This is a genomic window from Variovorax sp. RO1, assembly GCF_002849325.1.
In the GTDB taxonomy this organism is placed as follows: Bacteria; Pseudomonadota; Gammaproteobacteria; order Burkholderiales; family Burkholderiaceae_C; genus Variovorax.
In genome coordinates this window covers 87,368-113,222 of the sequence record NZ_PKMT01000009.1, presented here as the reverse complement: position 1 = coordinate 113,222, position 25,855 = coordinate 87,368, and the positions used below count along the sequence as shown (strand labels likewise).

Sequence of the window (25,855 nt, the reverse complement as noted above, 5' to 3'; positions counted from 1 at the left end):
GGTCGGTTGTCAGTTCGACGAGGCGAGCAGCTGCCGCACCAGCAGCTGCGCCGCCGGCGAGAGCGCCGCGCCCGTCTTCGTCGCCATCAGCAGGCGCCGCGTGGCCCACGCGTCCTTCAGGTGCACCACCTTCAGGTCGAGCGCGGCGACCTGCGCCTTGCAGGCGGCCAGCGGCACCACGCCGATGCCGAGGTTGGCCGCGATCATGTGGCACATCGCATCGAAGCTGCGCACCTGCACGCGCAGGCGCATCGGAATGCCGGCCTGCTCGGCCGCGCGCGAGGTCAGCTCGAGCAGCGAGCTGCTGCGGTTCAGTCCCACGAACTCATGCGCGAGGCAGGTCTTGAAGTCGACCTGCTTCGCACGCAGGCGCGCCAGCGGGTGCGGCCGGGCGCACAGCACCACGAGCTCGTCGGTCTGGAAGGGCGCGACGTCGAGGCCGTAGGCGGGTGTGTTCTCGGCGAACACGCCCACGTCGGCGAGGCCGTCGACCAGCGCGCGCACGATGTCGCCGCTCAGCTGTTCCTCGACCTCGACGCGGATATCGGGATGCTGCCCGAGGAAGGTCGCCAGCGTGGTCGGCAGGAACTCCGTCAGCGCCGACATGTTGGCCCACAGCCGCACATGGCCGCGCACGCCGCTGGCGTAGTCGCCCAGCTCGTTGCTGAACTGCTCGAAACCCTGGAAGAGCCGCATCGCATGCTGCATCGCCACGTGGCCCGCGGGCGTGAGCGCGATGCCCTGGGCGCTGCGTTCGAGCAGCTTCGAGCCTGTGGCGGCTTCGAAGTCGGAAAGCCGCCGGCTCGCCGCCGAGAGCGCGAGGTGGCACGCCTCCGCGCCCTTGGTGATGCTGCCCGACTGGGCGACTGCGCAGAAGAGGCGAAGCGTCACGAAATCGACACGCGCGGGGTTGATGGTGCGGGGCATCGGCGGATTCTAGAGAGCGCGCCAGTGCCGAAAGTCATGCGCATGGGCTAAAAGAATTTTTGACATGTTATGTCGCTGCACCTATAGTGAATCCAGCGAAGCATCGCGCGCTTCCAACGGTAGACAACCCAAAGGAGAGGTATGCAATCACTGCTCGATCAACTCAAGGGCCTCGATGTGCTGGCCGGTGCGGCGATGGGCGGGCTGCCCGTGCAGCTGCAGCCCATTCCCGGCAGCACGCCCGTGGTCCAGGTGAGCATCGAAGGGCGCGATGAGCTGCCGATCTTCGTCACCAGTTCCGACATGCAGATCATCTGCATCTGCTACCTCTGGACCGAGGAAGACGTGAAACCCGCGCGGCGCACCGAGCTGCTCGAATCGCTGCTCGACCTCAACCCGTCGGTGCCGCTGTCGTCCTTCGGGCGCGTCGGTGGCCGCTACGTGCTCACCGGGGCGCTCGGGCGCAATGCGAGCGTGGAAGACATCGCACGCGAAGTGGCCGTGCTCAGCGACAACGCGCTCGATGCACTCGACGCCTTGTCCGAATTCCTGAACTAAGCGGAGATCACCATGACAGTCATCAAGAAGCTGGTCACCTTGCTGCGCGGCAGCGCCCGCGAAATCGGCGAGAGCGTGATCGACAGCAATGCCACGCGCATCTACGAGCAGGAAATCCTCGACGCCAAGCACAGCATCGAGAAGGCCAAGGGCGACCTCACGGGCGTGATGGCCAAGGAGATGCAGTCGGCCCGCGAAATCGAACGCCTGAAGGTCGAGGTCACGCGCTACGAAGGCCTGGCGCTCGAAGCGCTCAACAAGACCCAGGAAGGCCTGGCGCTCGACGTGGCGTCCAAGGTCGGCACGCTCGAACAGGAACTCGAGGAGCAGGCCAAGGCCCATGCTTCCTACGCGCTGCAGGTGTCGCGGCTCAAGGACCTGATCAAGTCGGCCGAGGCGCGCATCCGCGAGCACGAGCGCGAGATCGGCATCGCCAAGACCACCGAGAGCGTCTACCGCGCCACGCAGTCGATCTCCGAGAACATCGGCAGCGGCGGCTCGCGCCTGGCCAGCGCGCGCGAGTCGCTGGAGCGCATCCGCTCGCGCCATGAAGACCTCTCCGACCGCATGACGGCGGGCCAGCAGCTCGAAGACGAGTTCGGCCACAGTGCGCTCGAAAAGAAGCTGGCCGCGGCGGGCATCGGCAACGACGCCGACCGCACCGGCAAGGTCATGGAGCGCATCCGCGCCCGGCAGGCCACGCCGTCCGGACCGTCCGAACCGGCTCAGGAGTGACCATGGTGCGGGTCAAGCCGGTTCGCTGGCAAGGCTCGGACGAGGCGATCCGCGCGGTCCAGGTGGCCTTCGACGTGGAAGAGGCCGTGCTCGAGGCGGTGCGCACCGCGGCGTTCGAGCAGCATGTGTCCACGCCCGACCAGATCCGGCAGGTGCTGGGCCTGGCGACCACCTCGAAGCCGAAGCGGCCGCGCCTCACGGTGTCGTTGAACACGGCCGACTACGAATTTCTGGCGGCGCGTTATGGTCTGGCACCCGACGACCGCCTGGCCATCAAGGAGAAGGCCACGCGCGAACTGATTGCCTTTGCGGGCAAGGCGAACAAGAAGAACACCGGCACAAAGAAGCCGGGCGGCAGGTAAGAAGAAAAGAGAACAACAACCAACCCGCACGCGGGAGGATCAATGGGCGATTTCATGGGAGCGGTGACGGGGTACCCCACCGCGATCTACACGGTGCTGCTCGGCGTCGTGGTGATCTATTGGGTGCTCGCGGTGGTCGGCATGGTCGACTTCGAGAGCAGCGGGATCGACGTCGACCTGCAGACGCATGCCGACGGCGACACCAGCGACATGGGCCAGATCGCGAGTTACGTGGTCGCCTTCGGCCTGAACGGCGTGCCGTTCTCGGTGGCCGTGAGCCTGCTGGTGCTCGTGGCCTGGACGCTCTCGTGCCTGGGTGGCGAGTGGCTGCTGCCGCTGGTGCCGACGATGGTGCTCAAGCTGGTGGCCGGCACGGTGCTGCTGGTGGTCAGCGCGGCGCTCGCCATTCCGGTGACGGCGGTGGCCATCCGTCCGCTCAAGGGTCTCTTCGTGAGCCACACGGCCGTGAGCAATGCGGCGCTGGTGGGCCAGGTCTGCCGCGTCGTCACCGGCGTGGTGAACGAGAAAGACGGCCGCGCCGAAGTGGCACGCCGCGGCGCCAGCCTCAACATCCGCGTCTGGGCGCCCACGCCCAACGCCCTCAAGCGCGGCTCGCACGCGCTCATCCTCGAATACGACGAGGTGGCCGCGCGCTACCTCATCGCGGCGCACGAAGACATCGTCTGACCGCACACCTTCCTCACCCAAGTTCGTTCGCTCGCTCTTAAAAAGCATCTGGAGAAAAAATGGAGCCCATCATCTTTGCCGTGGTCATACTGGCCGTCGTCATCCTCGGCCTGTTCGCGATGTTCGCCAAGTTCTATCGAAAGATCGAACAGGGCCACGCACTCATCGTGAACACGCTGCGCGCCGAGCCCGAGGTGACCTTCACCGGCCGCATGGTCTACCCGATCATCCACAAGGCCGAGCTGATGGACATCTCGGTCAAGACCATCGAAATCGACCGCTCCGGCAACGAAGGCCTGATCTGCCGCGACAACATCCGTGCGGACATCAAGGTGAAGTTTTTCGTGCGCGTCAACAAGACCGCCGACGACGTGCTGAAGGTGGCGCAGGGCATCGGTTGCGCGCGGGCCTCCAACCACGAGACGCTCGAAGAGCTGTTCTCGGCCAAGTTCTCCGAAGCGCTCAAGACGGTCGGCAAGTCGATGGACTTCGTCGACCTGTACCAGGCGCGCGACGGCTTCCGTGACCAGATCATCAGCCAGATCGGCAACGACCTCTCGGGCTACGTGCTCGAAGACGCCGCCATCGACTACCTCGAGCAGACGCCGCTGTCGGAGCTCGACGCCAACAACATCCTCGATGCGCAGGGCATCAAGAAGATCACCGAGCTGACGGCGGTCGAGCACGTGCGCACCAACGAGCTGCGCCGCAACGAGGAAATGCAGATCAAGAAAAAGAACGTCGAAACGCAGGAAGCATTGCTCGAACTCGAGCGCCAGCAGGCCGACGCCACCTCGCGCCAGCACCGCGAAATTGCCAGCGTGCGTGCCCGCGAGGAAGCCGAAACTTCCAAGATCCAGTCCGAGGAGCGCACCAAGTCAGAAACCGCGCGCCTGCTCTCGGAGCAGACCGTCGCCGTGCAGCAGGAGAACGTGCAGCGCGAGAAGGAAGTGGCCGAGAACAACCGCAAGCGCGCGGTGGCCGTCGAGGAAGAAAAGGTCACGCGTGCCCGCGACCTCGAAATTGTCGATCGCGAGAAGGAAGTGACCCTGCAGCGCATCGAGAAGGACAAGGCCGTCGAAGTGCAGAAGAAGGCCATTGCCGACGTGATCCGCGAGCGCATCGTGGTCGAGCGCACGGTCGCCGAGCAGGAAGAAGCCATCAAGGAACTGCGCGTGGTCGCCGAAGCCGAGCGCACCAAGAAGTCGGTCGTGATCATGGCCGAGGGCCAGGCCGACGAGAAGATGGTGATCGACGTGAAGGCGGCCGAAACCCAGGAAAAGCGCGCGCGCCACAAGGCGGCCGAAGAACTCACGCTGGCCGATGCCAAGCTGAAGGTGGCCGAGCGCGACGCCGAATCGAAGAAGCGCGAAGCCGAGGGCATGGAAGCCATCTCCGCCGCGCCGGGCCTCGCCGCCGCCAAGGTCGAGATCGCCACCGCGCAGGCGCGCCTGGCCACCTTCGAGGCCGAAGCCTCGGGCAAGGAAAAGCTGGGCCTGGCCGACGTGCATGTGCGCCAGGCCGATGCCGACGCGATCCTCAAGGCCGGCCAGGCCGACGCGCAGGTCATCGAAGCGCGCTCGCAGGCCGAAGCGGCCGGCATGCGCGCCAAGTTCGACGCCGAAGCCTCGGGCAAGGAAAAGCTCGGCCTTGCCGATGTGAACGTGCGCACGGCCGATGCCGAAGCCACGCTCAAGTCGGGCCAGGCCGATGCGCAGGTGATCGAAGCGCGCTTCAACGCCGAGGCGAAGGGCCTGCACGAGAAGTTCGAGGCCATGAAGTCCATGAGCCCCGAAACGCGCGACCACGAAGAGTTCCGCATGCGCCTGGAAAAGTCGCACATCGAAACCATGAAGGGCATCGACGCGCAAACGTCCATTGCCAAGGAACAGGCCGACGTGCTGGGCACCGCGCTCGCCAACGCCAAGATCGACATCGTGGGCGGCTCGGGCGACTACTTCGACAGCTTCGTGCGCTCGCTCTCCGTGGGCAAGGGCATCGACGGCGTCATTTCAAAGAGCCAGGCGGTGCAGGTCGCTTTCAAGGAGCAGCTCTCGGGCGAGCGCGACGTGGTGAAAGACCTGCGCGACATCGTCGGCGCGCTGGGCAACTCGTCGGGCGAAATCCAGAACCTCAGCGTTGCCTCGTTGATGAGCAAGATCGCCAACGACGGCACCGAGAGCCAGAAGTCGGCGCTGCAGAACCTGATCTCCACCTTCCGCCCCTTGAACGGAAACGCGCAGTGAATCCGAACCTGAAGTGCAGCTGCGCCGGCCACGCGTCGATGCAGCCGGTGGCGCTGGCCGAAGCGCTGCTGGGCGTGCAATGCGGCGATTGCCAAGGCATGGTGATGGGCATGGACGACTGGCGCGCCTGGAAAGCCGCCGACCCGAAGCGCGTGCCGCACGAGGTCGACGACGAAGTGATCGAGGTGTTCGACCTCGCCGCCGTGCGCCACTGCCCCGAGTGCGAGCGGCTGATGCAGCGCCTGCGCGTGAGCGCCGGGCCTGACTTCCGCATCGACCGCTGCGTGGCCTGCCAGAACCTCTGGTTCGACCAGGGCGAATGGCGCGCCCTCGTGAGTCGCGGCCTGGCCGGCCGGCTCGACGAGCTGCTGTCCGACGGCTGGCAGCGCCGGCTGCAGACCGAGGAGGTGCGCGAGGCGCGCCTTGCCGCGCTGCGCCGCCGCTACGGCGACGACTGCATCGACGAGCTGGACCGCATCCGCACCTGGCTCGACACCCAGCCTCACCGCGACGAATTGCTCGCACTGCTGCGCGCGGACTGACCGCGCCGATCCATGCAACCCAATGACGACACCGGCGCGCCGCCCGGCGCCCAGGCTCCCATCGACGCCACCGAAGCGCTGGTCTCCGGCAGCGGCAGCTACGACCTGCTGAAGAAGCGGCTCGAGACCCAGGGCGAAGGCCTGCTCAAGAAGACGCAGGCGCTCAACGAGCAGCGGCTCGCCGAGTTCGGCCGCTCCGACCAGACGCTCATCTTGCGCACCCGCGCGCGCACCGAGAACAACGCCGTGGCGCGCGACATCGTGCGCATCGGCGACCTGCTGCTGTTCGGCTACAACGTCTTCATCGGCCTGCGCAAGGAAACGGCCGTGGGCGACGTGTTCGGCCTGTACCGCCTCGCGTCGCCGGGCGAAGCCGCCACCGAGAACGACGAACTGCAGCCCGTGCCGCTGGCCGGCACCTTCCTGGAAGACACGCGCTTCGTCTCCGACTTCCGCGAGCTCTACGCCTACTACAAGCAGGCCACGCTGCTGCAGCTGCGCGTCACGCAGGACAAGCTGCTCGCCTCGTTCCAGATCGGCCAGCAGCTGAGCGACGTGCGCGTGTTCCGCTGGGCCATCGAGCGCGACGGCAGCATCCACTACGTCGACAACCGCGGCGAGCGCGACATTGCGCTGCCCGCGAGTCACGACTTCGAGTGGACCGTGGCCACGCGCGAAGACCATGTGGGCGGCAAGCACCCGCACGTGAATGTGCTCGACACCGTGTTCGTCGAGACGCTGGGCGGCGACCTCACGATCAAGATCGAGAACAACACCGAGACCGGCCTGGGCATCTACAGCGAGCCCGTGGAAGACAAGAGCCAGTCGCTCACCGATGCGGAGATCGCCTGGGCCAAGCTCGGCATGCTGATCCTCTTGCGCGTGAAGCCCTACCGCGAGCAGACCACGCGTTACCTGGTGTTCAACATCCGCACGCAGCAGGTCGAGCGCATCGACGCCATCGGCGGCTCCTGCGTGCAGCTGCCCGAAGACCACGGCATCATCTTTCCCGGCGGCTACTACCTGCAGTCGGGCGAGCACAAGCGCTTCGATCTGCCGGCCGAGGTGGTCGAAAGCCTGCGCTTCAAGCGCATGCTGCGCTCGCCCAACGGCGAAGACGTGGCCTATGTGTTCTACGACCGCAAGCCGGGGCGCTACGCGCTCTTCAACTACAACCTGATCGACAAGAAGCTCGCCACGCCGATCATCGCCAACGGCTACGCGCGCTTTGCCGACGGCCGCATCCTGGTGTTCAACGGCGACAACGGCGAGCCCACGCGCGTGCACCCGATGCAGCTGTGGCAGACGCCCTTCGCCAGCGAAGAGCACGTGAGCGCGCAGCCGCCCGCCACCGGCTTCTTCGGAAAGATCGGCAATGCCGAGCTGGTGCGCGGCGTGAGCGACCTCATGGGCATCGCCCGCGCGGTGCGCGAGCAGGCGCCCACGCGCGCGGCCTACGACGACCTGATCCGCCAGTGCACGCGCGTGAGCGACGCCTACTTCTGGCTCGACGCGCCCGAGGCCGCAGGCCTCATGGGCGAGCTGCGCAGCATCGCCGAGGTGGCGCGCAGCACGCTGGCCGAGTTCGAAAAGGTCGACACCATCCGCCGCGAAACCGCGCGCGCGCTGGCCCGTGCGGAAGACGAGCAGCACGCGCTGATGGTCGACATTGCCAGCACGCTCTGGCGCGCCCCCGACGATTTCGTGAAGGCGCTGGGTCGCCTGCGCGAACGGCGCGGCGCGCTGCAGATGCTCAAGGAGCTGCGCTACGCCGACCTGCCGCGCATCGCCGCCATGGACGCCGCGCTCGAGGCCGAGCAGCAACGCATCGGCGAGCGCGCCATGCAGTTCCTGGCGGCCGACACCGCCTTCAACGGCCAGCGCCAGGCGCTGGACAAGCTCGCGCTCGAACTGCCCAACCTCGCCACGTCGCCCGCGCTCGGCCAGATGCTGGTCACGCTCGATGAGCAAGCGGCCGGCCTCGACCTGCTGACCGAGCAGCTCGGCAGCCTGCCGGGCGGCGATGCGGTGATCCGCACCTCGATCCTGGACCGCATCTCGCTGATCTACGCCGACATCAACCGCATGCGCGCCGACGCGCGCATGCGGCGCAAGTCGCTGGGCGCGACCGAAGCGCGGGCCGAGTTCGGCGCGCAGTTCAAGCTCTTCAGCCAGGCGGTCGAAAACGCGCTGGAGTTCGCCGACACGCCCGAGAAGTGCGACGACGCGCTCACGCGCCTGCTGGCCCAGCTCGAAGAAATCGAAGGCCGCTTCGCCGAGCAGGAAGACTTCCTGGCCGACATCGCCGAGAAGCGCGAGACCGTGTACGAAGCGCTGTCCGCGCGCCGCCAGAGCCTGGTGGAAGCGCGTCAGCGCCGCGCGCAGGGCGTGGTCGATGCGGCAGGGCGCATCCTCGACGGCATTCCGCGCCGCATCGCGCAGTTCGGCGATCTGACGCAGGTCCACAGCTACTTCGCGGCCGATCCGATGATCGGCAAGCTGCACACGCTGATCGCCGACCTGCGCACGCTGGGCGCCGCGGTGCAGGCCGACGAACTCGACACGCGCCTGAAGACCGCGCGCGACCAGGCGCTGCGCTCCATCCGCGACAAGCGCGAGCTGGTGAGCGAAGGCGGCGACACGCTGCGCCTGGGTCGCCACGCCTTCACCGTGCACCGCCAGCCGGTCGACCTGACACTCGTGGCCCGCGACGAGGGTATGGCCTACCAGGTCACGGGCACCGACTACCAGAGCCCGGTCGATGAGCCGCGGCTGCTGCCGCTGCAGCGTTACTGGAACCAGTCGCTGGTGTCCGAAACGCCCGAGTTGTCGCGCGCCGAGTACCTGGCCGGCCGGTTGCTGGAAGCCTTGCTCGACGGCAAGACCGAGCGCAGCTGGGCCGAGGTTCTCACCTTGCTGGCCGAAGACCCGCTGCACCCGCAGCTGCTCGAAATGGTCCGCCGCTTTGCCGCGGCGCGGTACCAAGAGGGCTACCAGAAGGGCATTCACGACGACGACGCGATGCGCCTGCTGGGCGCGCTCGTCGGCATGCAGGACCAGGCGGGCCTGCTCGCCTGGGGCCCGACCGAACGCGCGCTGGCCTTGCTCTACTGGCAGCACGGCCACCTGATCGCCCACCGCGAATCGATGCTGCGCCGCGCGCGCGCCGCGATGCAGATGCTGGCGCTCTTCGGCCGGCGCGATGCGCTGGAGCAGCTCGAAGCCGACATCGCGCGTGCCCTGAACCACTTCGCCCGCGACGTGGTGCCCGACCTGCTGCCTGTGGCCGACACCGCGAGCGATGAAACACGCGACGCGCACGACGGCCGCGTGACCACGCTGTGCGATCAGGCCGCTGCGTACCTCGTGCGCGAACTGGCCAGCGAACATGGCGGCGACACCTGGGCCGTGTCCGGCGCGGGCGAAGACCTTGCGGCCGCGCTGCTGCGCGAGCTGGAGCGTGGTGGCCGGCGCGACGCATGGCAGCACGACCTCGACGCCGCGCCGCCGGCCGAACGCTGGCGCCTGGCGCGCGACTGGGTGCGCGCCTACGCGACGCACCAGGCACCGCAATCGATCGACTGGATCGACGACGCGGCCAGCGTGCTGGCGATGCCGTTGCAGCGAACCCGCGTCAACGCGGCGCTCGACCGCACCGTCGAAGGCCTGCGTGGCGAGCACCCGCGCGTGGTCGAGGGCCGGCTCACGCTGAACCTCAACGACTTCTGGCGCCGCTTCCTGTTCCACACGCTGCACGCGGTGCCGGGCTACGAGGCGCTGCACAGCCTGCGCCACGAACTGCTCGAACGCGAGAAGGCGCGGCTCAAGCTCAGCCAGTTCCAGGCCAAGCCACTGTCGACCTTCGTGCGCAACCAGCTGATCGACGAGCTGTATCTGCCGATCATCGGCGACAACCTTGCCAAGCAGATCGGCTCGGCAGGCGAGGGCAGCCGCACCGACCGCATGGGCCTGCTGCTGCTGATTTCGCCACCCGGCTACGGCAAGACGACGCTGATGGAGTACGTGGCGGACCGCCTCGGCCTGATCTTCGTGCGCATCAACTGCCCGGCACTGGGCCATGGCGTCACGGCCATCGACCCGGCCAACGCGCCCAACAGCGCGGCGCGGCAGGAGCTGGAGAAGCTGAATCTCGGCCTGGCGATGGGCAGCAACGTGATGCTGTACCTCGACGACATCCAGCACACCAGCCCCGAGTTTTTGCAGAAGTTCATCGCGCTGGCCGACGGCACGCGCCGCATCGAGGGTGTGTGGAACGGCGAACCACGCAGCTACGACATGCGCGGCAAACGCTTTGCGATCGTGATGGCGGGCAACCCGTACACCGAGTCGGGCGACGTGTTCAAGATCCCGGACATGCTGGCCAACCGTGCCGACATCTACAACCTGGGCGACGTGCTCTCGGGCCGCGAGGCGGCGTTCGCGCTCTCGTACATCGAAAACAGCCTGACCTCCAACCCCACGCTGATGCCGCTGGCCTCGCGCGACCCGAAGGACGTGCAGCTGCTGGTGAAGATGGCGCAGGGCCACGACGTGCCGAGCAGCGCGCTGTCGCATGCCTACAGCTCGGTCGAGCTGGAAGAGATCAAGGCGCTGCTGCAGCGCCTGTTCCGTGCGCGCGACCTGCTGCTGAAGGTCAATCTGGCCTACATCGCATCGGCCGCGCAGCAGGAGAACTACCGCACCGCGCCGCCGTTCAAGCTGCAGGGCAGCTACCGCAACATGACCAAGCTCGCGGGCAAGATCACGCCGCTGATGCGCGACGACGAACTAGACGCGCTGCTGCGTGACCACTACCGCGGCGAGGCCCAGACGCTGACCACCGGCGCCGAGGAAAACCTGCTGCGCCTCGCGCAACTGCTCGGCAGCCCGACGCCCGAGGAAAGCGCGCGCTGGACGGCCATCTGCGACGAGTTCGTGCGCCAGCGCAAGCTCGGCGGCGCCGACGTCGACGGCAGCCAGCGCATCGCGAGCAGCATGCTCGACGTGGCGCGTGCGGTCGATGCACTCAAGCCCGAGCCCACGCCGCCGGTTGAAGGCCCGAGCGAAGGCCAGCGCCTGGCCGACGCCATGCTGCAGATCGCCGTGACCTACCGCGAACTGATCCTGCCGCTGGTGACGGCCACCGAGCGCCGGCTCGAACTCGACCGCTCGATCAAGCAGGACATGGAGCGCCTCGCCGCCGAGGTGCAGGCCTCGCGGGCGGCGCCCAAGCGCGCGCCTCCGCCTCCAGCCCCACCCAAAGCCGACAAGGATCACTGATGTCCGCATTGCCCGAACTGCTGGCCCAGCTCGACGCCACGATGGCCGACGCGCGCCTGAGCGACGACGAGCGCCGCGTGCTGGTCCACACCCTGCGCGAAGCCTCGCCCCCCGAGGACGGCCTGCGCCAGCTGCGCAACCGCGCCTTCGATCTCGTGCGCTCGCGCACCGCCGACCCCGAGCAGCTGTCGCTGCTCAAGTGGCTCGAAGGCGTGGTGCGCGCGATCGACACCGGCCGCTCGCCCGACAGCGTCACCGTGCGCTCGCAGGCCTACTTCAGCCCGGGCACCGCCTGCCTGCAGGCGATCAACCAACAACTCAGAACGGCGAAGCGTGCGGTCGACCTGTGCGTGTTCACGCTGTCGGACGACCGCATCACCGCCGAAGTGCTGGCTGCGCACCGGCGCGGCGTGACGGTGCGCTTCGTCACCGACAACGACAAGGAGTTCGACCGTGGCAGCGACGTCGGCCAGCTGCGCGCGGCGGGCATTCCGGTGGCGGTGGACCGTACCGAGGCCCACATGCACCACAAGTTCGCGCTCTTCGACGGCGCGCGGCTGCTCAACGGCAGCTACAACTGGACGCGCAGCGCCTGCGAGTTCAACGAAGAGAACCTGGTGCTGAGCAACGACCCGCCGCTGGTGCGCCGCTTCGCGGACGAATTCGACACCTTGTGGAAAGAACTGCAGGCCCCCTGATGGCAAGACGAATCGACTACGACTGGGAACTGCCCGCCGCCATGCAGCAGCGGCTGGGCGGCAGCACCTACGGCGCGCAGCGCATCATCCACGAGCAGGAGCACCTGATGGTGATCCTGCACGAGCCGCCCTCGGGCACCGGCGCCGAGCGCAAGCCCGTGGTGTTCCTGCGCAAGCCCGACGGCGCGTGGCTGCACAAGGGCAACAACCCCGGCGAGCGCGCGCTCGCCAAGCTGCTCGACAGCTACCGCGCCGCGTTCAGCACCTTCGAGATCCGCCATCAGGCCGCCGAGACCTCGGAAGACCTGTTCCAGATCCTCGGCCCGCTGATTCCGCTCACCCGCGCCGCGCGGAACATGCAGGACGCCCTGCAGGCCGCGCGCGATGCCGTGAAGGGCGATCTGATGCTCATCGACCAGCGCGACCTTGCGGTGGAAATTGCACGCGGCTTCGAGCTGCTGCTGGCCGACACGCGCATGTCGCTCGACTACCGGCTCGCACGCGCCGCCGAGGCGCAGGCGGGCTCCGCCATCGAGATGAGCCGTGCGCAGCACAAGCTCAACACCATCGCCGCGCTGACCTTTCCGCTGATGGCCGTCGGCGCGGCCTTCGGCATGAACCTGCACAGCGGCGTGGAGAACCTGCCGTCGTGGGTGTACTGGCTCATCTTCGCGGCCGGCATCTGCCTGGGCGTGATGCTGCGCGGCTGGGTGAAGACGCCGGCCGCGCCGCCGGTGGTTGCCAAGCCTGCGTCCACGCTGAAGAAGAGGTAGCGAGCAGGGCGCATTGCATGGCCTTCGCGTTTCGCGAAGGCCTGCTGCCATCAGAGCAATTCCGTTCATCGCCATCTGTTTCTAGAGTAGGGGCAACCCACTTGGAGACAGAGAAAGACATGAACGCACTCGAAGGCCTGAAGGTGCTGGAGCTCGGCCAGCTCATCGCCGGCCCCTTCGCCGGCAAGACGCTCGCCGAGTTCGGCGCCGACGTGATCAAGGTCGAGCCCGCCGGCGTCGGTGACCCGCTGCGCAAGTGGCGGCTGCTGCGCGACGGCACCTCGGTGTGGTGGGAGGTGCAGTCGCGCAACAAGCGCTCGGTGTGCCTCGATCTGCGCAGCGCCGAAGGGCAGGAGGCCGTTCGCGCGCTGGCGCTCGAGGCCGATGTGCTGATCGAAAACTTCAAGCCCGGCACGCTCGAAGGCTGGGGCCTGGGCTGGGAGCAGCTGCACGCGCTGAACCCGCGGCTCATCATGCTGCGCATCTCGGGCTACGGGCAGACCGGCCCCTACCGCGACAAGCCGGGTTTCGGCGTGCTCGGCGAATCGATGGGCGGGCTGCGCTACCTCAGCGGCGAGCCGGGCCGGGTGCCAGTGCGCGTGGGCGTCTCGCTCGGGGACACGCTGGCCGCATTGCACGGCGTGATCGGCGTGCTCACGGCGCTGCACCACCGCACGGCGCACGGCGGCGAGGGGCAGTTCATCGACGTGGCGCTCTACGAATCGGTCTTCAACGTGATGGAAAGCCTGCTGCCCGAGTACGACGCCTTCGGCGCGGTGCGCGAGCGGGCCGGCAGCGCATTGCCCGGCATCGCGCCGACCAACGCCTACCGCTGCAGCGACGGCCACTACGTGCTGGTGGCGGGCAACGGCGACAGCATCTTCCGCCGGCTGATGCGCGCCATCGACCGCGCGGACCTGGAGAACGACCCCGGCCTCGTGCACAACGACGGCCGTGTGCTGCGCGTGGAAGAGATCGATGCCGCCATCGAGGCCTGGACCCTGCAGCGCAGCCGCGACGAGGTGCTGGCCGTGCTCGATGCGGCGGGCGTGCCGGTCGGGCGCATCTACACGGTGGCCGACATCGCGACCGATCCGCAGTACCTGGCGCGCGAGATGATCGTCGAGGCGCGCGGCTCCGACGGGGCGCTGCTCAAGGTGCCGGGCGTGGTGCCCAAGCTTAGTGCCACGCCGGGGCGCATCGCGCACGCGGCGCCGCGACTGGGCGAACACACGGCAGACCTGCAGGGCGCGGGCTGGCCGGTGCGTGGCGCCGAAAGCGAGGCTGTATGAAAACCGGCAACGGCACCCGACTGTTCATCAACGAAGTCGCCACGCGCGACGGCTTCCAGATGGAAAGCCGCTTCATTCCCACCGACGACAAGGTCGCGCTGATCGACCGGCTCAGCACGCTCGGCTACGCCAAGATCGAGGTGACCTCGTTCACCTCGGCCAAGGCGATTCCCGCACTGCGCGATGGCGAAGAGGTGATGCAGCGCATCGTCCGCCGGCCGGGCGTGGTCTACACCGCGCTCGTGCCCAATGTGCGCGGTGCCGAGCGCGCGCTGGAAAGCCGCATCGACGAGTTCAACATCGTCATGTCGGTCAGCGAGACGCACAACCTCAGCAACCTGCGGATGACGCGCGAGCAGTCGTTTGCGCAGCTGACCGACGTGATCGCGTTGGCGAAGCAGGCGAGGGTGCCGGTGAACGTGTCGCTCTCCTGCGTGTTCGGTTGCCCGATGGAAGGCGAAGTGCCGCTCGAGACGGTGGAGGGCTGGATCGATCGCTTCGCTGCGCTGGGCGTACAGGGCATCACGCTGTGCGACACCACCGGCATGGCCCATCCCACGCAGGTGCAGGCCGTGTGCGAGGCCGTGCGTGCGCGGCACCCGGCGCTGGAATGGACGGCGCACTTTCACAACACAAGGGGCATGGGCTTGGCGAACACCATTGCTGCGGTCGAGGCGGGCATCGAGCGGCTCGACATGTCGCTCGGCGGCATCGGTGGTTGTCCCTATGCGCCGGGCGCGACGGGCAATGTCGCGACCGAGGACGTGGTCCATATGCTGCAATGCATGGGCTACGACGCCGGCATGGACCTCCACGGGCTGATCGGCGCTGCGGCAGAACTCGAATCGCTCGTGCAGCACGCGCTGCCCGCCCAGGTCTCGCGCGCCGGTCACCGGCTCACGCGGCATGCGCCGCCGGCCGATTTCAACGAGATCGTCGAGCGCGCGAAGGCACGCCCAGCCCAGAAGGAGAACGCATGATCGACCACCTGGATCACCTGGTGCTCACGACCGCGAACGAAGACGCCTGCGTGCGCTTCTACGTGGAGACGATGGGCATGACGCTGGAGACGTTTGGCGCGGGGCGTAAGGCCTTTCGCTTTGGTCACCAGAAGATCAACTTGCACGTGAAGGGGCACGAGTTCGAGCCGAAGGCCGACGTGCCCACGCCCGGGTCGCTTGACCTGTGCTTCATCGCCAGCGGGCCGCTCGAAGAAGTCATTGAGCGGTTGATCGCGCAGGGCGTGCCGATCATCGAAGGCCCCGTGATGCGCACGGGTGCCACGTCGCGCATCCGCTCGGTCTACGTGCGCGACCCCGACCTGAATCTCATCGAGATGTCGGAGCTGGCACCCTGAGACATGCAGCCCGAAGACAGTCCACAAAAACCACCGGAGACAAACCCATGAAACCCGTTCACCGCCTGCTCGCGGTCGGCCTCGCGCTGGCCGCCACTGCCTCGCATGCCGACACCTGGCCTGCCAAACCCCTGACCTTCGTGGTACCGACCGCGCCTGCAGGCTCCACCGACATCATGGCCCGGCTGGTCGCCGACCCGCTGCAGCGCGCGCTGGGCCAGCCGGTTGTCATCGACAACAAGCCCGGCGCCAGCGGCAACATCGGCACCGAGTTCGTGGCCCGCGCCGCGCCCGACGGCTACACGCTGCTGATGCAGTACTCGGGCTACCACGTCGGCAACCCGTCGCTGTACCCGAACCTGCGCTGGAGCCCGACGAAAGACTTCGTGCCGGTGGCGATGGTGATGCGCGCGCCGCACGTGGTCGCGGTGAGCGGCAAGCTGCCGGTGACTTCGATGAAGGAACTCATCGAGTACGGCAAAAAGAAGGAGGGCGGTTTGTTCTACGCCTCGTCGGGCAACGGCTCGATCCAGCACATCGCAGGCGAGCTGCTGTCGCGCCAGACGAAGCAGCCGGCCACGCACGTGCCCTACAAGGGCTCAGGGCCGGCCATCAACGACCTGGTGGCGGGCAATGTCGACATCTTCATCACCACGCCGCCCTCGGTCATCGGCCACTTCGCGGGCGGGCGCATCAAGCCGCTGGCGTACACGGGCAGCAAGCGGCATGCGTCGATGCCGAACGTGCCGACTTCGGCCGAAGCCGGGTTGCCGGGCTACGAGGTCGAGTCGTGGTTCGCGGTGTTTGCGCCGGCGAAGACGCCGCCCGAGGTGGTCAGCAAGCTCAGCGCCGAGATCAAGAAGATCGTCGAGAGCGAGGCCTTCCGCAAGAAGGTGGACGACCAGGGCGCCTTCGCGACCTACATGGACCCGGCGACGCTCGGCAAGTTCGTCGACCAGGAACTCGCGGCCTGGTCGAAGGTGATCAAGGGCGCCGACATCAAGCCGGAGTGAGCCCGGCCCGACGCGGCAATCAGCCTCAGGGCTTGACGCCCAGCACCGAGAGGATCACCGCCGCGAGGCCGAGCGCCACGGGCACCTGGTGCCCGGCCAGCGCGCGGGCTTGGGCCACGGACAGCTTCGTCTGCTGAAGGAGGTTCTTTTCCGAATGAAGGGGTGTGGACATGGTGTCTGCTCCTGTGTGGGGCGAACGATGTGTTCGCGTGGGTTCCACGATAGGCCTCTCACCGTGCGATGACGCACAGGTTTTGTCGACACGGCGTTTCCGTTTTCGCAACGATCCGGCGGCTCTGGCAGGGAACTTCTGCTCAGAACTCAGAATAGGGTCATGCAAAGGAATGCACGCAACACACACACGACGGGTTTGAAGATGCGCCGGGCCACCCCGGCCGATGCGGTGCCCTGGACACTCCTGTTCGACGCGGACGGCCCGCGCCCCGAGATTGAAAAGTACCTGCTGCGCGGCGAGCAATGGCTGGCCGAACAGGCCGGCGAAGCCGTCGGCCAGATGGTGCTCATGGCCACGCGCGTCGACACCTGGGAGATCATGAACATCGCCGTGGCCGAGTCGCACAAGGGTCAGGGCATCGGCACCGCGATGCTGAAAAAGGCGAAGCTGCTCGCCACGCAGCGCGGCGCGCACCGCCTCGAAGTCGGTACGGGCAACAGCAGCCTGCGCGAGCTGGCCTTCTACCAGCGCTTCGGCTTTCGCATCGTCGGTGTCGACGTCGACTACTTCGTGCGCCGCTGGGGCAAGGCGACGAAGCAGAACGGCATCCCGCTGCGGGACCTGGTTCGGATGGAGATGGTGCTGACGCGCGCCTCGGGCTGATCGCCCCGCACCACGACAGCGCTCAGCGGGCACAGGACACTGGGTGCTTCCCGCAGCGAAATCAAGGAGGAGCCGAAGGCGGGGGACATTCGCGGAGGGAAGTACCCGGTGGCCTGTGCACGCGCCCCGAAAAGAATCACCCCGCGATCAGCTTCTGCACCAACTCCGCAGTCGTAGCCGCCGCGTACTTGCGCATCAACCGCGCCCGATGCAATTCCACCGTTCGATGGCTGATCCCAAGCGCTTTGCCGATCTCTTTGGAAGTCAGCCCGCGCATCACCTGCGCCGCCACCTCGCGCTCGCGCGGCGTGAGCTCGGCCTTCACCGCGCGGCGCGAGCCCAGGTCTTCAAAGGTCCAGATGCCGGCCTCGTGCGGCGCCGCGCGGTTCATCGCGTGCCCCGTGACGTGGCACCAGAAGGTCTCGCCAGCCAGCGCGCCGTGCAGCCCGCCCAGCCGCTTCATCATGCGGTTGTCGGCGTAGTGGCCGCTGGCGTTCAGAAAGGGTTCCATGCGCTTGCCGATGCGCTCGAACTCGGCCACGCTCGGGTACAGGATGCTGAACGAATGCCCGACCAGCGCAGAGGGCTCCGCGCCGAAGATCTCGCACACGCGCTGGTTGCAGGCGACGATGGTGCGGTTGCTCGACACCACCATGCCGACGGGCGCATGCTCAAAAGCCAACCGGTAATCGATCTCAGGCATCAGGTGTCACCATTACGAAATACTACGTATACGAGTAGGTAGTATCGTTGACGCCTTTCCCACCCACTCTCCACCACCCATCAAGGAGCCCGAGTGAACAAGATTTTTCCCTCCGCAGAAGCGGCACTCAAGGGGGTCGTGGCCGACGGGCAGACGCTCGCGGTCGGCGGCTTCGGCCTGTGCGGCATTCCCGAAGCGCTGATCGACGCGCTGAAGGATTCCGGCGTGCAGAACCTCACCGTCATCTCGAACAACGCGGGCGTCGACGGTTTCGGCCTCGGCAAGCTCCTCGAGACGCGCCAGATCAAGAAGATGATCGCGTCGTACGTGGGCGAGAACAAGGAGTTCGAGCGCCAGTACCTGGCGGGTGAGCTGGCCCTCGAGTTCACGCCCCAGGGCACGCTGGCCGAGAAGCTGCGCGCCGGCGGCGCGGGCATTCCGGCCTTCTTCACGAAGACCGGCGTGGGCACGCAAGTGGCCGAAGGCAAGGAACTGCGCGAGTTCAACGGCGAGACCTACGTCATGGAGCACTCGCTGGTGCCCGACGTCGCGCTGGTCAAGGCCGACGTGGCCGACAAGGCCGGCAACCTGCGCTTCCGTCTCACGGCACGCAACTTCAATCCGGCCGCCGCCATGGCCGGCAAGGTCTGCATCGTCGAGGTCGAGAAGATCGTCGAAGTGGGCGAACTGGCCCCCGACGACATCCACCTGCCGGGCATCTACGTGCACCGCCTGGTGCTCAACGCCACGCCCGAGAAGCGCATCGAGAAGCGCACCCTGAGCGCGTCGGTCGATGCCGCCGCCGCCAAGGTCGAGGCCCAGACCGCCATCGCCCAGGCCGCAGCAACAGGCAGCGAATCGCCCGTGAAGGCCGTCAACAAGAAAGAAGGAGCCTGAGATGCCCTGGACCCAAGACCAGATGGCGGCCCGTGCCGCGCAAGAACTCGAAGACGGCTTCTACGTCAACCTCGGCATCGGCATTCCGACCCTGGTGGCCAACCACACCGGCACCAAGGAAGTGTGGCTGCAGAGCGAAAACGGCATGCTCGGCATCGGCCCGTTCCCGACCGAAGACAACGTCGACGCCGACCTCATCAACGCCGGCAAGCAGACCGTGACCACGCTGCCCGGCTCGGCCATCTTCGGCAGCCATGACAGCTTCGCGATGATCCGCGGCGGCAAGATCAACCTGTCGATCCTCGGTGCGATGCAGGTCAGCGCCAAGGGCGACCTTGCCAACTGGATGATCCCCGGCAAGATGGTCAAGGGCATGGGCGGCGCCATGGACCTCGTGGCCGGCGTGAAGCGCGTGATCGTGCTGATGGAACACGTGGCCAAGAAGAAGGACGGCACCGAAGACCTGAAGATCCTCGAGCAGTGCTCGCTGCCGCTGACCGGCGTGGGCGTGGTCGACCGCATCATCACCGACCTGGCCGTGATGGACGTCGTGCCCGAAGGCCTCAAGGTGGTCGAGCTGGCGCCGGGCGTGAGCTTCGACGCGCTGCAGGCCAAGACCGGTGCGAAGCTGATCCAGTAAGCCATCCGCACAAGGTCGCGAACGCAACGACAACAAGGGCAGGGCCGCGCAAGCGGACCCTGCCTTTTTCATTTCTTCTTTCCCTGAAGGGTTGACGCATGGCAACGAGTGAAGAAGTCCTGGCGGGTCTCTGGCAACTGGCGGGGCTGCCCGCCGAAGCGCTGGCCTTCGCGCGGCTCACGGGCGCCGACCCGGTGCTGCCGTCGTCCTTCGCGGTCGGCCTCGCGGCGCAGGCCAGCATCGCGGCCGCGGCGCTCGCGGCCTGCGAGCTGGGGCACCGGCGCGGCGTGGCGCGACAAGAAGTGGCGGTCGACACGCTGCACGCCGCGCTCGACTGCACGGGCTGGTTCAGCCTCGACGGCCGCGTGCCCGATCTGTGGGACACCTTCTCGGGCGTGTACCGCTGCGCCGACGGGTGGGTGCGCATCCACGCCAACTTCAAGCATCACCGCGAAGGCGCGCTGCGCCTCATGAAGCTCGACCCGGCCATCGCCACGCGCGCCGACGCCGAGGCCGCAATGGCCGGCTGGCGCGCGGTCGATTTCGAATCGGCCGCCGCCGCACAGGGCCTGGTGGCCACCGCGCTGCGCCGCTTCGATGAATGGGACGCCACGCCGCACGGGCAGGCGATCGCAGCGCAGCCGCTCTTCACCATCGAGCGCATTGGCGACGCGCCGCCGCGCGCGCTGCCGCCGTTGCGCGACCATCAACGCCCGCTCGAAGGCCTGCGCGTGCTCGACCTCACGCGCATCCTCGCGGGGCCGGTCGGTGGGCGCGCGCTGGCGGCCTACGGCGCCGACGTGATGCTGGTCAATTCGCCGAACCTGCCGAACATCGAATCCATCGCCGACACCAGCCGCGGCAAGCTCTCGACGCATGTCGACCTGTGCACCGACGCAGGCCGCGCCGTGCTGCACCGCCTCGTGGCCGATGCGCATGTCTTCGTGCAGGGCTACCGTCCCGGCGGCATCGCGGCGCTGGGCTTCGGCCCCGAGGCGCTGGCGCGCGAGCGGCCGGGCATCGTCTGCGTCTCGCTCACGGCCTATGGCACGCAGGGGCCGTGGGCCGATCGGCGCGGCTTCGATTCGCTGGTGCAGACCGCCATGGGCTTCAACCACGCCGAAGGCGAGGCGGTGGGTGACGGCAAGCCACGTCCGATGCCCATGCAGATCCTCGATGAGGCCAGCGGCTACCTGATCGCCCTCGGTGCCGCCGCGGCGCTGTGGCGCCAGCAGCAGGAGGGCGGCAGCTGGCATGTGCAGGTGTCGCTGGCGCAGACCGGGCAGTGGCTGCGCGGGCTGGGGCGCGTGGCCGACGGGCTGTCGATTGCGCGGGCCGATGTCGAGCCGTATGTCGAGACGTCGGCCTCGGGCTTCGGCGAACTGACGGCGGTGCGCCACAGCGCGCAGCTGTCGCGCACGCCGGCCGCCTGGCCGCGCCCTTCGATGCCGCCAGGCAGCCATCCGCCGGTGTGGCCCGCCATTGCCGGGGAATGAGAAACTGGGCGCATGGCTTACCTAGACATCGACAACCTCCAGAGCATTTTTCTTGACGACGAGGCGCTGCGCGCGCGGCATCTGCAGCGCCAGCCTTGTGGCGCTTTGCATCTCACGAGCGGCCGCATCGTGGCCTGCGATCCGCTGGTGCAGCCCGAGCGCGAGCCTTTCGTTCGCAGCGTGAGCGGGCGGGGCGCATTCCCCGTCGAGGTGCTGCAAGGCGGCGGCCGCCATGCGCTGGCCGTGCTGTGGCTGCGCGAGCGCGGCAGCCTGCAGGCGAGCGACCTGCGCTGGGAGGCGGCGCTGCTCGAAGGGCAATCGCAGGACGAACTCGGCAGCGACGAGTTCTATGGCTACCCCGTCGACGCGGGCGTCGGCTGCTTCATGGACGCCGACGGCGCCAAGGCCATGGCCGAGCGCGAGGCGCGCGAGTCCGCCACCAACCCCGAGTACGTCAGCTACTACGACGACGTGCTCGGCGCCGACCTCGCCTCGGCCGACATCGCCGACCACTACCCGTTGGGCGAGGGCAGCGCGAACAACGTGCTGATCTTCAGCGCCGGCTGGGGCGACGGCAGCTATCCGAGCTTCTGGGCGCTCGACGCGGCCGGCGAACCCGTGGCGCTCGTGACCGACTTCATGGTCATGCAGGGCGGCGACGCGCGCGACGAGGACGACAAGCGAAGCGACGCCTACCTGGCCAGTCTCTCGCCCGAGAAGCTGGCGGCGCTCGAGGCGCTGGGCGCGGCGGCGGTCGCAGGCGATGCGGCGGCGATCCAGCCCCTGCTCGATGGCGGGCTCGCGCAGCCCAACGAGATCATTCCCTCGCTCGGCGAGACCGCGATCATGAGCGCCATCCGCATGAACCAGCTCGACGCGCTGCGCGTGCTGCTCGCGGCGGTGCCAGGCCCGCTGCCGATGCCGCCGCAGTTCTATCGCATGGACACGGAAGAGAGCTACATCGACTACGCGCGCCGGCTCAAGAAGCCGCGTGTGGACGGGCTGATCGAGCTGCTGGAGAGCGCGGCGACGCCGACGGCCAAGCCTGGATTTCTGAAGCGCCTTTTCTCCTGAACGCGCGAACGCTCAGGCGTCCGGCAGGCGTGAGGCCTGTCCGGCTCGCAGCTCGTCAGGACTTTCTATCTCGCTTCGCCTGAGCCTCGATGGCTTCGATCATTTTCAGATCTTCGGCATCCGAGTCGATGGCCTCCGCATGGCGGCGGCGCGCATCGAAGGCGTCATAGCGATCTTGAGCAATGGCCTTCATTTCTTCATTGCTGATGTTCCCGTTGTGCTTGAGGACAGGACGATCGTTGAAGTCGAGCAGGCGGTCCACATTGCTGCGCCAATAGTCCAAGGTCAGCTCTTTTCGCTCCTTGACCCTGAGTTCGGCTTGTTCCAGAAAGATGACGACCAGGCGATTGAGCGTATCGACCTCGTCTGCGCCAAGGTAGTTCTTGGCAACGATCACATCGTGCTTGCGCACACGCGAGCCGCTCCAGGTAGAGAGCGCCATGTTGGGTGAGTTGGCATCGGCCCGGGCGACCACGATCTCGGCCGCGGTTTTTCGGGTGACGGCATAGAGCAGCTTGTTCTGCACCTCGGCGAAGAAAACCTGCGCCGTGTTGTCACTGGCGCGGTAGTCGGCACTGAGCGCAAAAAGATCACGTACCTTTTGGTAGAAGCGCTTTTCTGATGCCCGAATCTCCCGGATGCGCGCCAGAAGCTCGTCGAAATGATCCCAGCCGCCGGGGTTCTTCAAGCGATCGTCGTCCATGACGAAGCCCTTGACGAGGTATTCACTCAGATGCGACGTCGCCCATTGCCGAAACTGGGTGCCGCGCGGGGAGCGCACCCGATAGCCAATTGCCAGAATCATCGGCAGGCTGTAGAGAAGGGTGCTGCGGCGGACTTGGCGCGCCCCTTCGTTTTGAACTGTCAAGGATTCCTTGACTGTTGCTTCCATCGCCAATTCCTGTTCCGCGAGGATGTTCTTTGCGTGGAGGCTGACGTTCTGCTTCGTGATGGCAAAGAGTTCGGCAATCTCCACCTGCGAAAGCCACACGTTGCCATCAAGTGCGCGCAGCTGAATTCGGGCCAGTCCGTCGTCGGTCTGATAGAGGATCAGTTCACTGCGCATGCCGTGAGTTCTTTCTGCACTAAGGATTCGAGTTCTTGATGGACGCGCAGCAGATGCTGCGTGCGGGCGAGGCGGTCATTTTGTGTCCAGCGGGCCGTCAGGCAAGAGGAACGGCTGCTGCGCCGTGGCAGTTTCGCGCAGGAAGTCCCACACAACCCGCATGCGTGCCAAATGCTTGGTTTCTGCGGGCATCGACATCCAGAAAGTCCGTGTGAAATTAGCTTGCGCGGGGAGCACCGTGCGCAACCCCTTGTCGCTCTCGGCAATGAACGCCGGCAACACCGCAATCCCCGCACCCGCCGCCACCGCCCGGTGCTGCGCCAGCACGCTGGTGCTGCGCAGCGCAAAGCTGTCGGGGCGGTGCAGTTCATCGAGGTACTGCAGCTCCTTGCTGAACAGCAGGTCGTCCACGTAGCTGATGAAGGTGTGGCCGCGCAGGTCTTCGCGGGTCTTGATGGGCTTGTGCGCGGCCAGGTAGGGCTTGGAGGCGTAGAGCCGCAGCGTGTAGTCGGTGAGCTTGGTGACGACCACCGGCCCGCGCGCCGGCCGTTCGAGCGAGATGACGATGTCGGCCTCGCGCCGCGACAGGTGCACCAGCCGCGGCATTGCGAGCAGGTCGATGGTGAGCTTCGGGTGCTGCACCGCGAACAGCGCGAGCTGCGGCGCGAGCACCACCGTGCCGAAGCCCTCGGTGGCGCCGATGCGCACCAGGCCTGACAGGCCTTCCTGCGAGGCCGGTGCGGTGCTCTCCACGGCCTGGAAGGCGCTCTCCATCGCCTCGACCTGCGGCTGCAGCCGGCGGCCCGCTTCGGTGAGCCGGTGGCCGCCGGATTCGCGCGAAAACAGGGGCGCGCCGACCTCCTTTTCGAGCGCCTGAATGCGCCGCGCGACAGTGGTGTGGTCGACCTCCAGCCGGCGCGCCGCGCTCATCAGCGTGCCCGAGCGGGCGAGTTCGAGAAAGTAGCGCAGGTTGTCCCAGTCCATGTGCGTCCGGCCTCGTGTGCGGTGGGATGCGGTGCTTTGCATTTTTGCAAAGCGATGACGCATATTTGTCTATTGTCATGGCAAATCTGCAAAGCTAGGATGCGGGCTGCACCGGCTCAATCCGGTACCGAATTTCACAGGATCACAGGAGACAAAACCCCATGGACGCCACCACCACCCCCTCGACGCAAGTCGCCACCGTCAAGCTGCTGATCGGCGGCAAGTTCGTCGAATCGAAGACCACCGAATGGCGCGACGTCGTCAACCCGGCCACGCAGCAGGTGCTGGCCCGCGTGCCGTTCGCCACTCAGGCCGAACTCGACGCCGCCGTGGCCTCCGCCAAGGAAGCCTTCAAGACCTGGCGCAAGACGCCGCTGGGCGCGCGCGCCCGCATCTTCCTGAAGCTGCAGCAGCTCATCCGCGAAAACATGGGCGAGCTGGCCGCGATCCTCACGGCCGAGCAGGGCAAGACGCTGCCGGACGCCGAAGGCGACGTGTTCCGCGGCCTCGAAGTGGTCGAGCACGCCTCGAACATCGGCAACCTGCAACTGGGCGAGCTGGCCAACAACGTGGCCAACGGCGTCGACACCTACACGCTGCTGCAGCCGCTGGGCGTGTGCGCCGGCATCACGCCGTTCAACTTCCCCGCCATGATCCCGCTGTGGATGTTCCCGATGGCCATCGTCACCGGCAACACCTTCGTGCTCAAGCCCTCCGAGCAAGACCCGATGGTCACGATGCGCCTGTGCGAACTGGCGCTCGAAGCTGGCGTGCCGCCGGGCGTGCTGAACGTGATTCATGGCGGTGAAGCCATCGTCAACGGCATCTGCGACCACGCCGACATCAAGGCGATCAGCTTCGTCGGCTCGACCAAGGTCGGCACGCACGTCTACAACCGCGCCACGCTGGCCGGCAAGCGCGCGCAATGCATGATGGGCGCGAAGAACCACGCCATCGTGATGCCCGACGCCAACAAGGAGCAAACGCTCAACGCACTGGCCGGCGCAAGCTTCGGTGCAGCCGGCCAACGCTGCATGGCGGTGTCGGTCGCGGTGCTGGTGGGCGAGGCGCGCAACTGGGTGCCCGAGTTGATTGCCAAGGCCAAGACGCTGAAGATCGGCGCGGGCACTGAAAAGGGCGTGGACGTGGGGCCGCTGGTGTCGTGCGCCGCCTTCGACCGCGTGAACAGCCTCATCGAACGCGGTGAAGCCGACGGCGCCAAGCTGGTGCTCGACGGTCGCAAGCCGACTGTGCCCGGCTACGAGAAGGGCAACTTCGTCGGCCCGACGATCTTCACCGGCGTGAAGCCCGGCATGACGATTTATGACCAGGAAGTGTTCGGCCCCGTGCTGTGCATTGCCGACGCCGAGACCATCGACGAAGCCATCGAGCTGATCAACAGCAACCCGAACGGCAACGGCACGGCGATCTTCACGCAGTCGGGCGCAGCGGCGCGCCGCTTCCAGGAAGACATCGACGTGGGCCAGGTCGGCATCAACGTGCCGATCCCGGTGCCGGTTCCGATGTTCTCGTTCACTGGTTCGCGCGCCTCGAAGCTCGGCGACCTGGGCCCGTACGGCAAGCAGGTCATCATGTTCTACACGCAGACCAAGACCGTGACGGCACGCTGGTTCGACGACAGCACCGTGAGCCAGGGCGTCAACACGACGATCAGCCTCAAGTGAAG

Annotated in this window: 24 protein-coding genes; 19 read left to right on the top strand and 5 right to left on the bottom strand. The window is 67.1% G+C overall.

Annotated elements, in window-relative coordinates:
* Positions 1 to 9 precede the first annotated feature (9 nt).
* Positions 10 to 927, bottom strand: a complete 918-nt coding sequence (locus CY658_RS30170; protein ID WP_101493670.1) for a LysR family transcriptional regulator — start codon at positions 925 to 927, stop codon at positions 10 to 12.
* Positions 928 to 1,068: 141 nt separating this feature from the next.
* Between CY658_RS30170 and CY658_RS30165 the strand changes: the two genes are divergently transcribed.
* The 13 genes from CY658_RS30165 to CY658_RS30105 all read left to right on the top strand — a co-directional run bounded on the left by CY658_RS30165 (position 1,069) and on the right by CY658_RS30105 (position 16,470).
* Positions 1,069 to 1,485 (top strand): YjfI family protein, encoded by a 417-nt coding sequence (locus CY658_RS30165; RefSeq protein WP_101493669.1) that lies wholly within the window; start codon positions 1,069 to 1,071, stop codon positions 1,483 to 1,485.
* A 12-nt stretch (positions 1,486 to 1,497) separates the two neighbouring features.
* Complete coding sequence (locus tag CY658_RS30160) at positions 1,498 to 2,220, top strand: PspA/IM30 family protein (RefSeq protein WP_101493668.1); 723 nt, start codon at positions 1,498 to 1,500, stop codon at positions 2,218 to 2,220.
* A 2-nt stretch (positions 2,221 to 2,222) separates the two neighbouring features.
* The gene (locus CY658_RS30155) at positions 2,223 to 2,582 is read left to right on the top strand and encodes a hypothetical protein (RefSeq protein WP_180839085.1); all 360 of its coding nucleotides are present in this window, start codon (positions 2,223 to 2,225) and stop codon (positions 2,580 to 2,582) included.
* 42 nt (positions 2,583 to 2,624) lie between these two features.
* A complete protein-coding gene (locus CY658_RS30150; RefSeq protein ID WP_070059349.1) occupies positions 2,625 to 3,269 on the top strand; it encodes an OB-fold-containig protein in 645 nt (214 codons plus the stop codon).
* A 59-nt stretch (positions 3,270 to 3,328) separates the two neighbouring features.
* On the top strand, positions 3,329 to 5,515 hold the full coding sequence (locus CY658_RS30145) for a hypothetical protein (RefSeq protein WP_101493667.1): 2,187 nt from the start codon (positions 3,329 to 3,331) through the stop codon (positions 5,513 to 5,515).
* Positions 5,512 to 6,057, top strand: a complete 546-nt coding sequence (locus tag CY658_RS30140) for a zf-TFIIB domain-containing protein (RefSeq protein ID WP_101493666.1) — start codon at positions 5,512 to 5,514, stop codon at positions 6,055 to 6,057. Before CY658_RS30145 ends, CY658_RS30140 begins: the two co-directional genes overlap by 4 nt.
* A 12-nt stretch (positions 6,058 to 6,069) precedes the next feature.
* On the top strand, positions 6,070 to 11,337 hold the full coding sequence (locus tag CY658_RS30135; protein ID WP_101493665.1) for a DNA repair ATPase: 5,268 nt from the start codon (positions 6,070 to 6,072) through the stop codon (positions 11,335 to 11,337).
* The gene (locus CY658_RS30130; RefSeq protein ID WP_101493664.1) at positions 11,337 to 12,035 is read left to right on the top strand and encodes a phospholipase D-like domain-containing protein; all 699 of its coding nucleotides are present in this window, start codon (positions 11,337 to 11,339) and stop codon (positions 12,033 to 12,035) included. Before CY658_RS30135 ends, CY658_RS30130 begins: the two co-directional genes overlap by 1 nt.
* Positions 12,035 to 12,808 carry a hypothetical protein gene (locus CY658_RS30125; RefSeq protein ID WP_101493663.1) on the top strand — a complete coding sequence of 258 codons (774 nt, stop codon included), beginning with the start codon at positions 12,035 to 12,037 and terminating at the stop codon, positions 12,806 to 12,808. The genes CY658_RS30130 and CY658_RS30125 overlap by 1 nt, the downstream gene beginning before the upstream one ends.
* A 119-nt stretch (positions 12,809 to 12,927) precedes the next feature.
* Positions 12,928 to 14,100, top strand: coding sequence for a CaiB/BaiF CoA transferase family protein (locus tag CY658_RS30120; RefSeq protein WP_101493662.1), 1,173 nt, complete (start codon positions 12,928 to 12,930; stop codon positions 14,098 to 14,100).
* The gene (locus CY658_RS30115; RefSeq protein WP_101493661.1) at positions 14,097 to 15,080 is read left to right on the top strand and encodes a hydroxymethylglutaryl-CoA lyase; all 984 of its coding nucleotides are present in this window, start codon (positions 14,097 to 14,099) and stop codon (positions 15,078 to 15,080) included. Before CY658_RS30120 ends, CY658_RS30115 begins: the two co-directional genes overlap by 4 nt.
* Complete coding sequence (locus tag CY658_RS30110) at positions 15,077 to 15,457, top strand: VOC family protein (RefSeq protein ID WP_101493660.1); 381 nt, start codon at positions 15,077 to 15,079, stop codon at positions 15,455 to 15,457. The genes CY658_RS30115 and CY658_RS30110 overlap by 4 nt, the downstream gene beginning before the upstream one ends.
* 47 nt (positions 15,458 to 15,504) lie before the next feature.
* Positions 15,505 to 16,470 carry a Bug family tripartite tricarboxylate transporter substrate binding protein gene (locus tag CY658_RS30105; RefSeq protein WP_101493659.1) on the top strand — a complete coding sequence of 322 codons (966 nt, stop codon included), beginning with the start codon at positions 15,505 to 15,507 and terminating at the stop codon, positions 16,468 to 16,470.
* Positions 16,471 to 16,495: 25 nt separating this feature from the next.
* Here CY658_RS30105 and CY658_RS32855 read toward each other — a convergent pair whose 3' ends face one another.
* Positions 16,496 to 16,642: a hypothetical protein gene (locus tag CY658_RS32855; RefSeq protein ID WP_172438277.1), complete on the bottom strand. Its 147-nt coding sequence runs from the start codon at positions 16,640 to 16,642 to the stop codon at positions 16,496 to 16,498.
* Positions 16,643 to 16,846: 204 nt separating this feature from the next.
* Here CY658_RS32855 and CY658_RS30100 point away from each other — a divergent pair, with 204 nt between their 5' ends.
* Positions 16,847 to 17,308 (top strand): GNAT family N-acetyltransferase, encoded by a 462-nt coding sequence (locus tag CY658_RS30100; RefSeq protein ID WP_180839084.1) that lies wholly within the window; start codon positions 16,847 to 16,849, stop codon positions 17,306 to 17,308.
* A 136-nt stretch (positions 17,309 to 17,444) separates the two neighbouring features.
* Here the strand turns inward: CY658_RS30100 and CY658_RS30095 are convergent, their stop codons facing one another.
* Positions 17,445 to 18,011, bottom strand: coding sequence for a LuxR C-terminal-related transcriptional regulator (locus CY658_RS30095; RefSeq protein ID WP_062476432.1), 567 nt, complete (start codon positions 18,009 to 18,011; stop codon positions 17,445 to 17,447).
* A gap of 93 nt (positions 18,012 to 18,104) precedes the next feature.
* Here CY658_RS30095 and CY658_RS30090 point away from each other — a divergent pair, with 93 nt between their 5' ends.
* From CY658_RS30090 to CY658_RS30075, 4 genes are all read left to right on the top strand, one after another.
* Positions 18,105 to 18,908 carry a CoA transferase subunit A gene (locus CY658_RS30090; RefSeq protein ID WP_101493657.1) on the top strand — a complete coding sequence of 268 codons (804 nt, stop codon included), beginning with the start codon at positions 18,105 to 18,107 and terminating at the stop codon, positions 18,906 to 18,908.
* Position 18,909: 1 nt separating this feature from the next.
* The gene (locus tag CY658_RS30085) at positions 18,910 to 19,548 is read left to right on the top strand and encodes a 3-oxoacid CoA-transferase subunit B (RefSeq protein WP_095744909.1); all 639 of its coding nucleotides are present in this window, start codon (positions 18,910 to 18,912) and stop codon (positions 19,546 to 19,548) included.
* 98 nt (positions 19,549 to 19,646) lie between these two features.
* The gene (locus CY658_RS30080; protein ID WP_101493656.1) at positions 19,647 to 21,044 is read left to right on the top strand and encodes a CoA transferase; all 1,398 of its coding nucleotides are present in this window, start codon (positions 19,647 to 19,649) and stop codon (positions 21,042 to 21,044) included.
* Between the two features lie 12 nt (positions 21,045 to 21,056).
* Positions 21,057 to 22,118, top strand: coding sequence for a DUF4241 domain-containing protein (locus CY658_RS30075; protein WP_101493655.1), 1,062 nt, complete (start codon positions 21,057 to 21,059; stop codon positions 22,116 to 22,118).
* Between the two features lie 55 nt (positions 22,119 to 22,173).
* Here the strand turns inward: CY658_RS30075 and CY658_RS30070 are convergent, their stop codons facing one another.
* Together CY658_RS30070 and CY658_RS30065 are read right to left on the bottom strand one after the other, a co-directional pair.
* Complete coding sequence (locus CY658_RS30070) at positions 22,174 to 23,184, bottom strand: virulence RhuM family protein (RefSeq protein ID WP_101493654.1); 1,011 nt, start codon at positions 23,182 to 23,184, stop codon at positions 22,174 to 22,176.
* Between the two features lie 75 nt (positions 23,185 to 23,259).
* Positions 23,260 to 24,168 (bottom strand): LysR family transcriptional regulator, encoded by a 909-nt coding sequence (locus tag CY658_RS30065; RefSeq protein ID WP_101493653.1) that lies wholly within the window; start codon positions 24,166 to 24,168, stop codon positions 23,260 to 23,262.
* Positions 24,169 to 24,329: 161 nt separating this feature from the next.
* Here CY658_RS30065 and CY658_RS30060 point away from each other — a divergent pair, with 161 nt between their 5' ends.
* Entirely contained in the window at positions 24,330 to 25,853 is a 1,524-nt protein-coding gene (locus tag CY658_RS30060; RefSeq protein WP_101493652.1) for a CoA-acylating methylmalonate-semialdehyde dehydrogenase, read from the top strand.
* Positions 25,854 to 25,855: the final 2 nt, after the last annotated feature.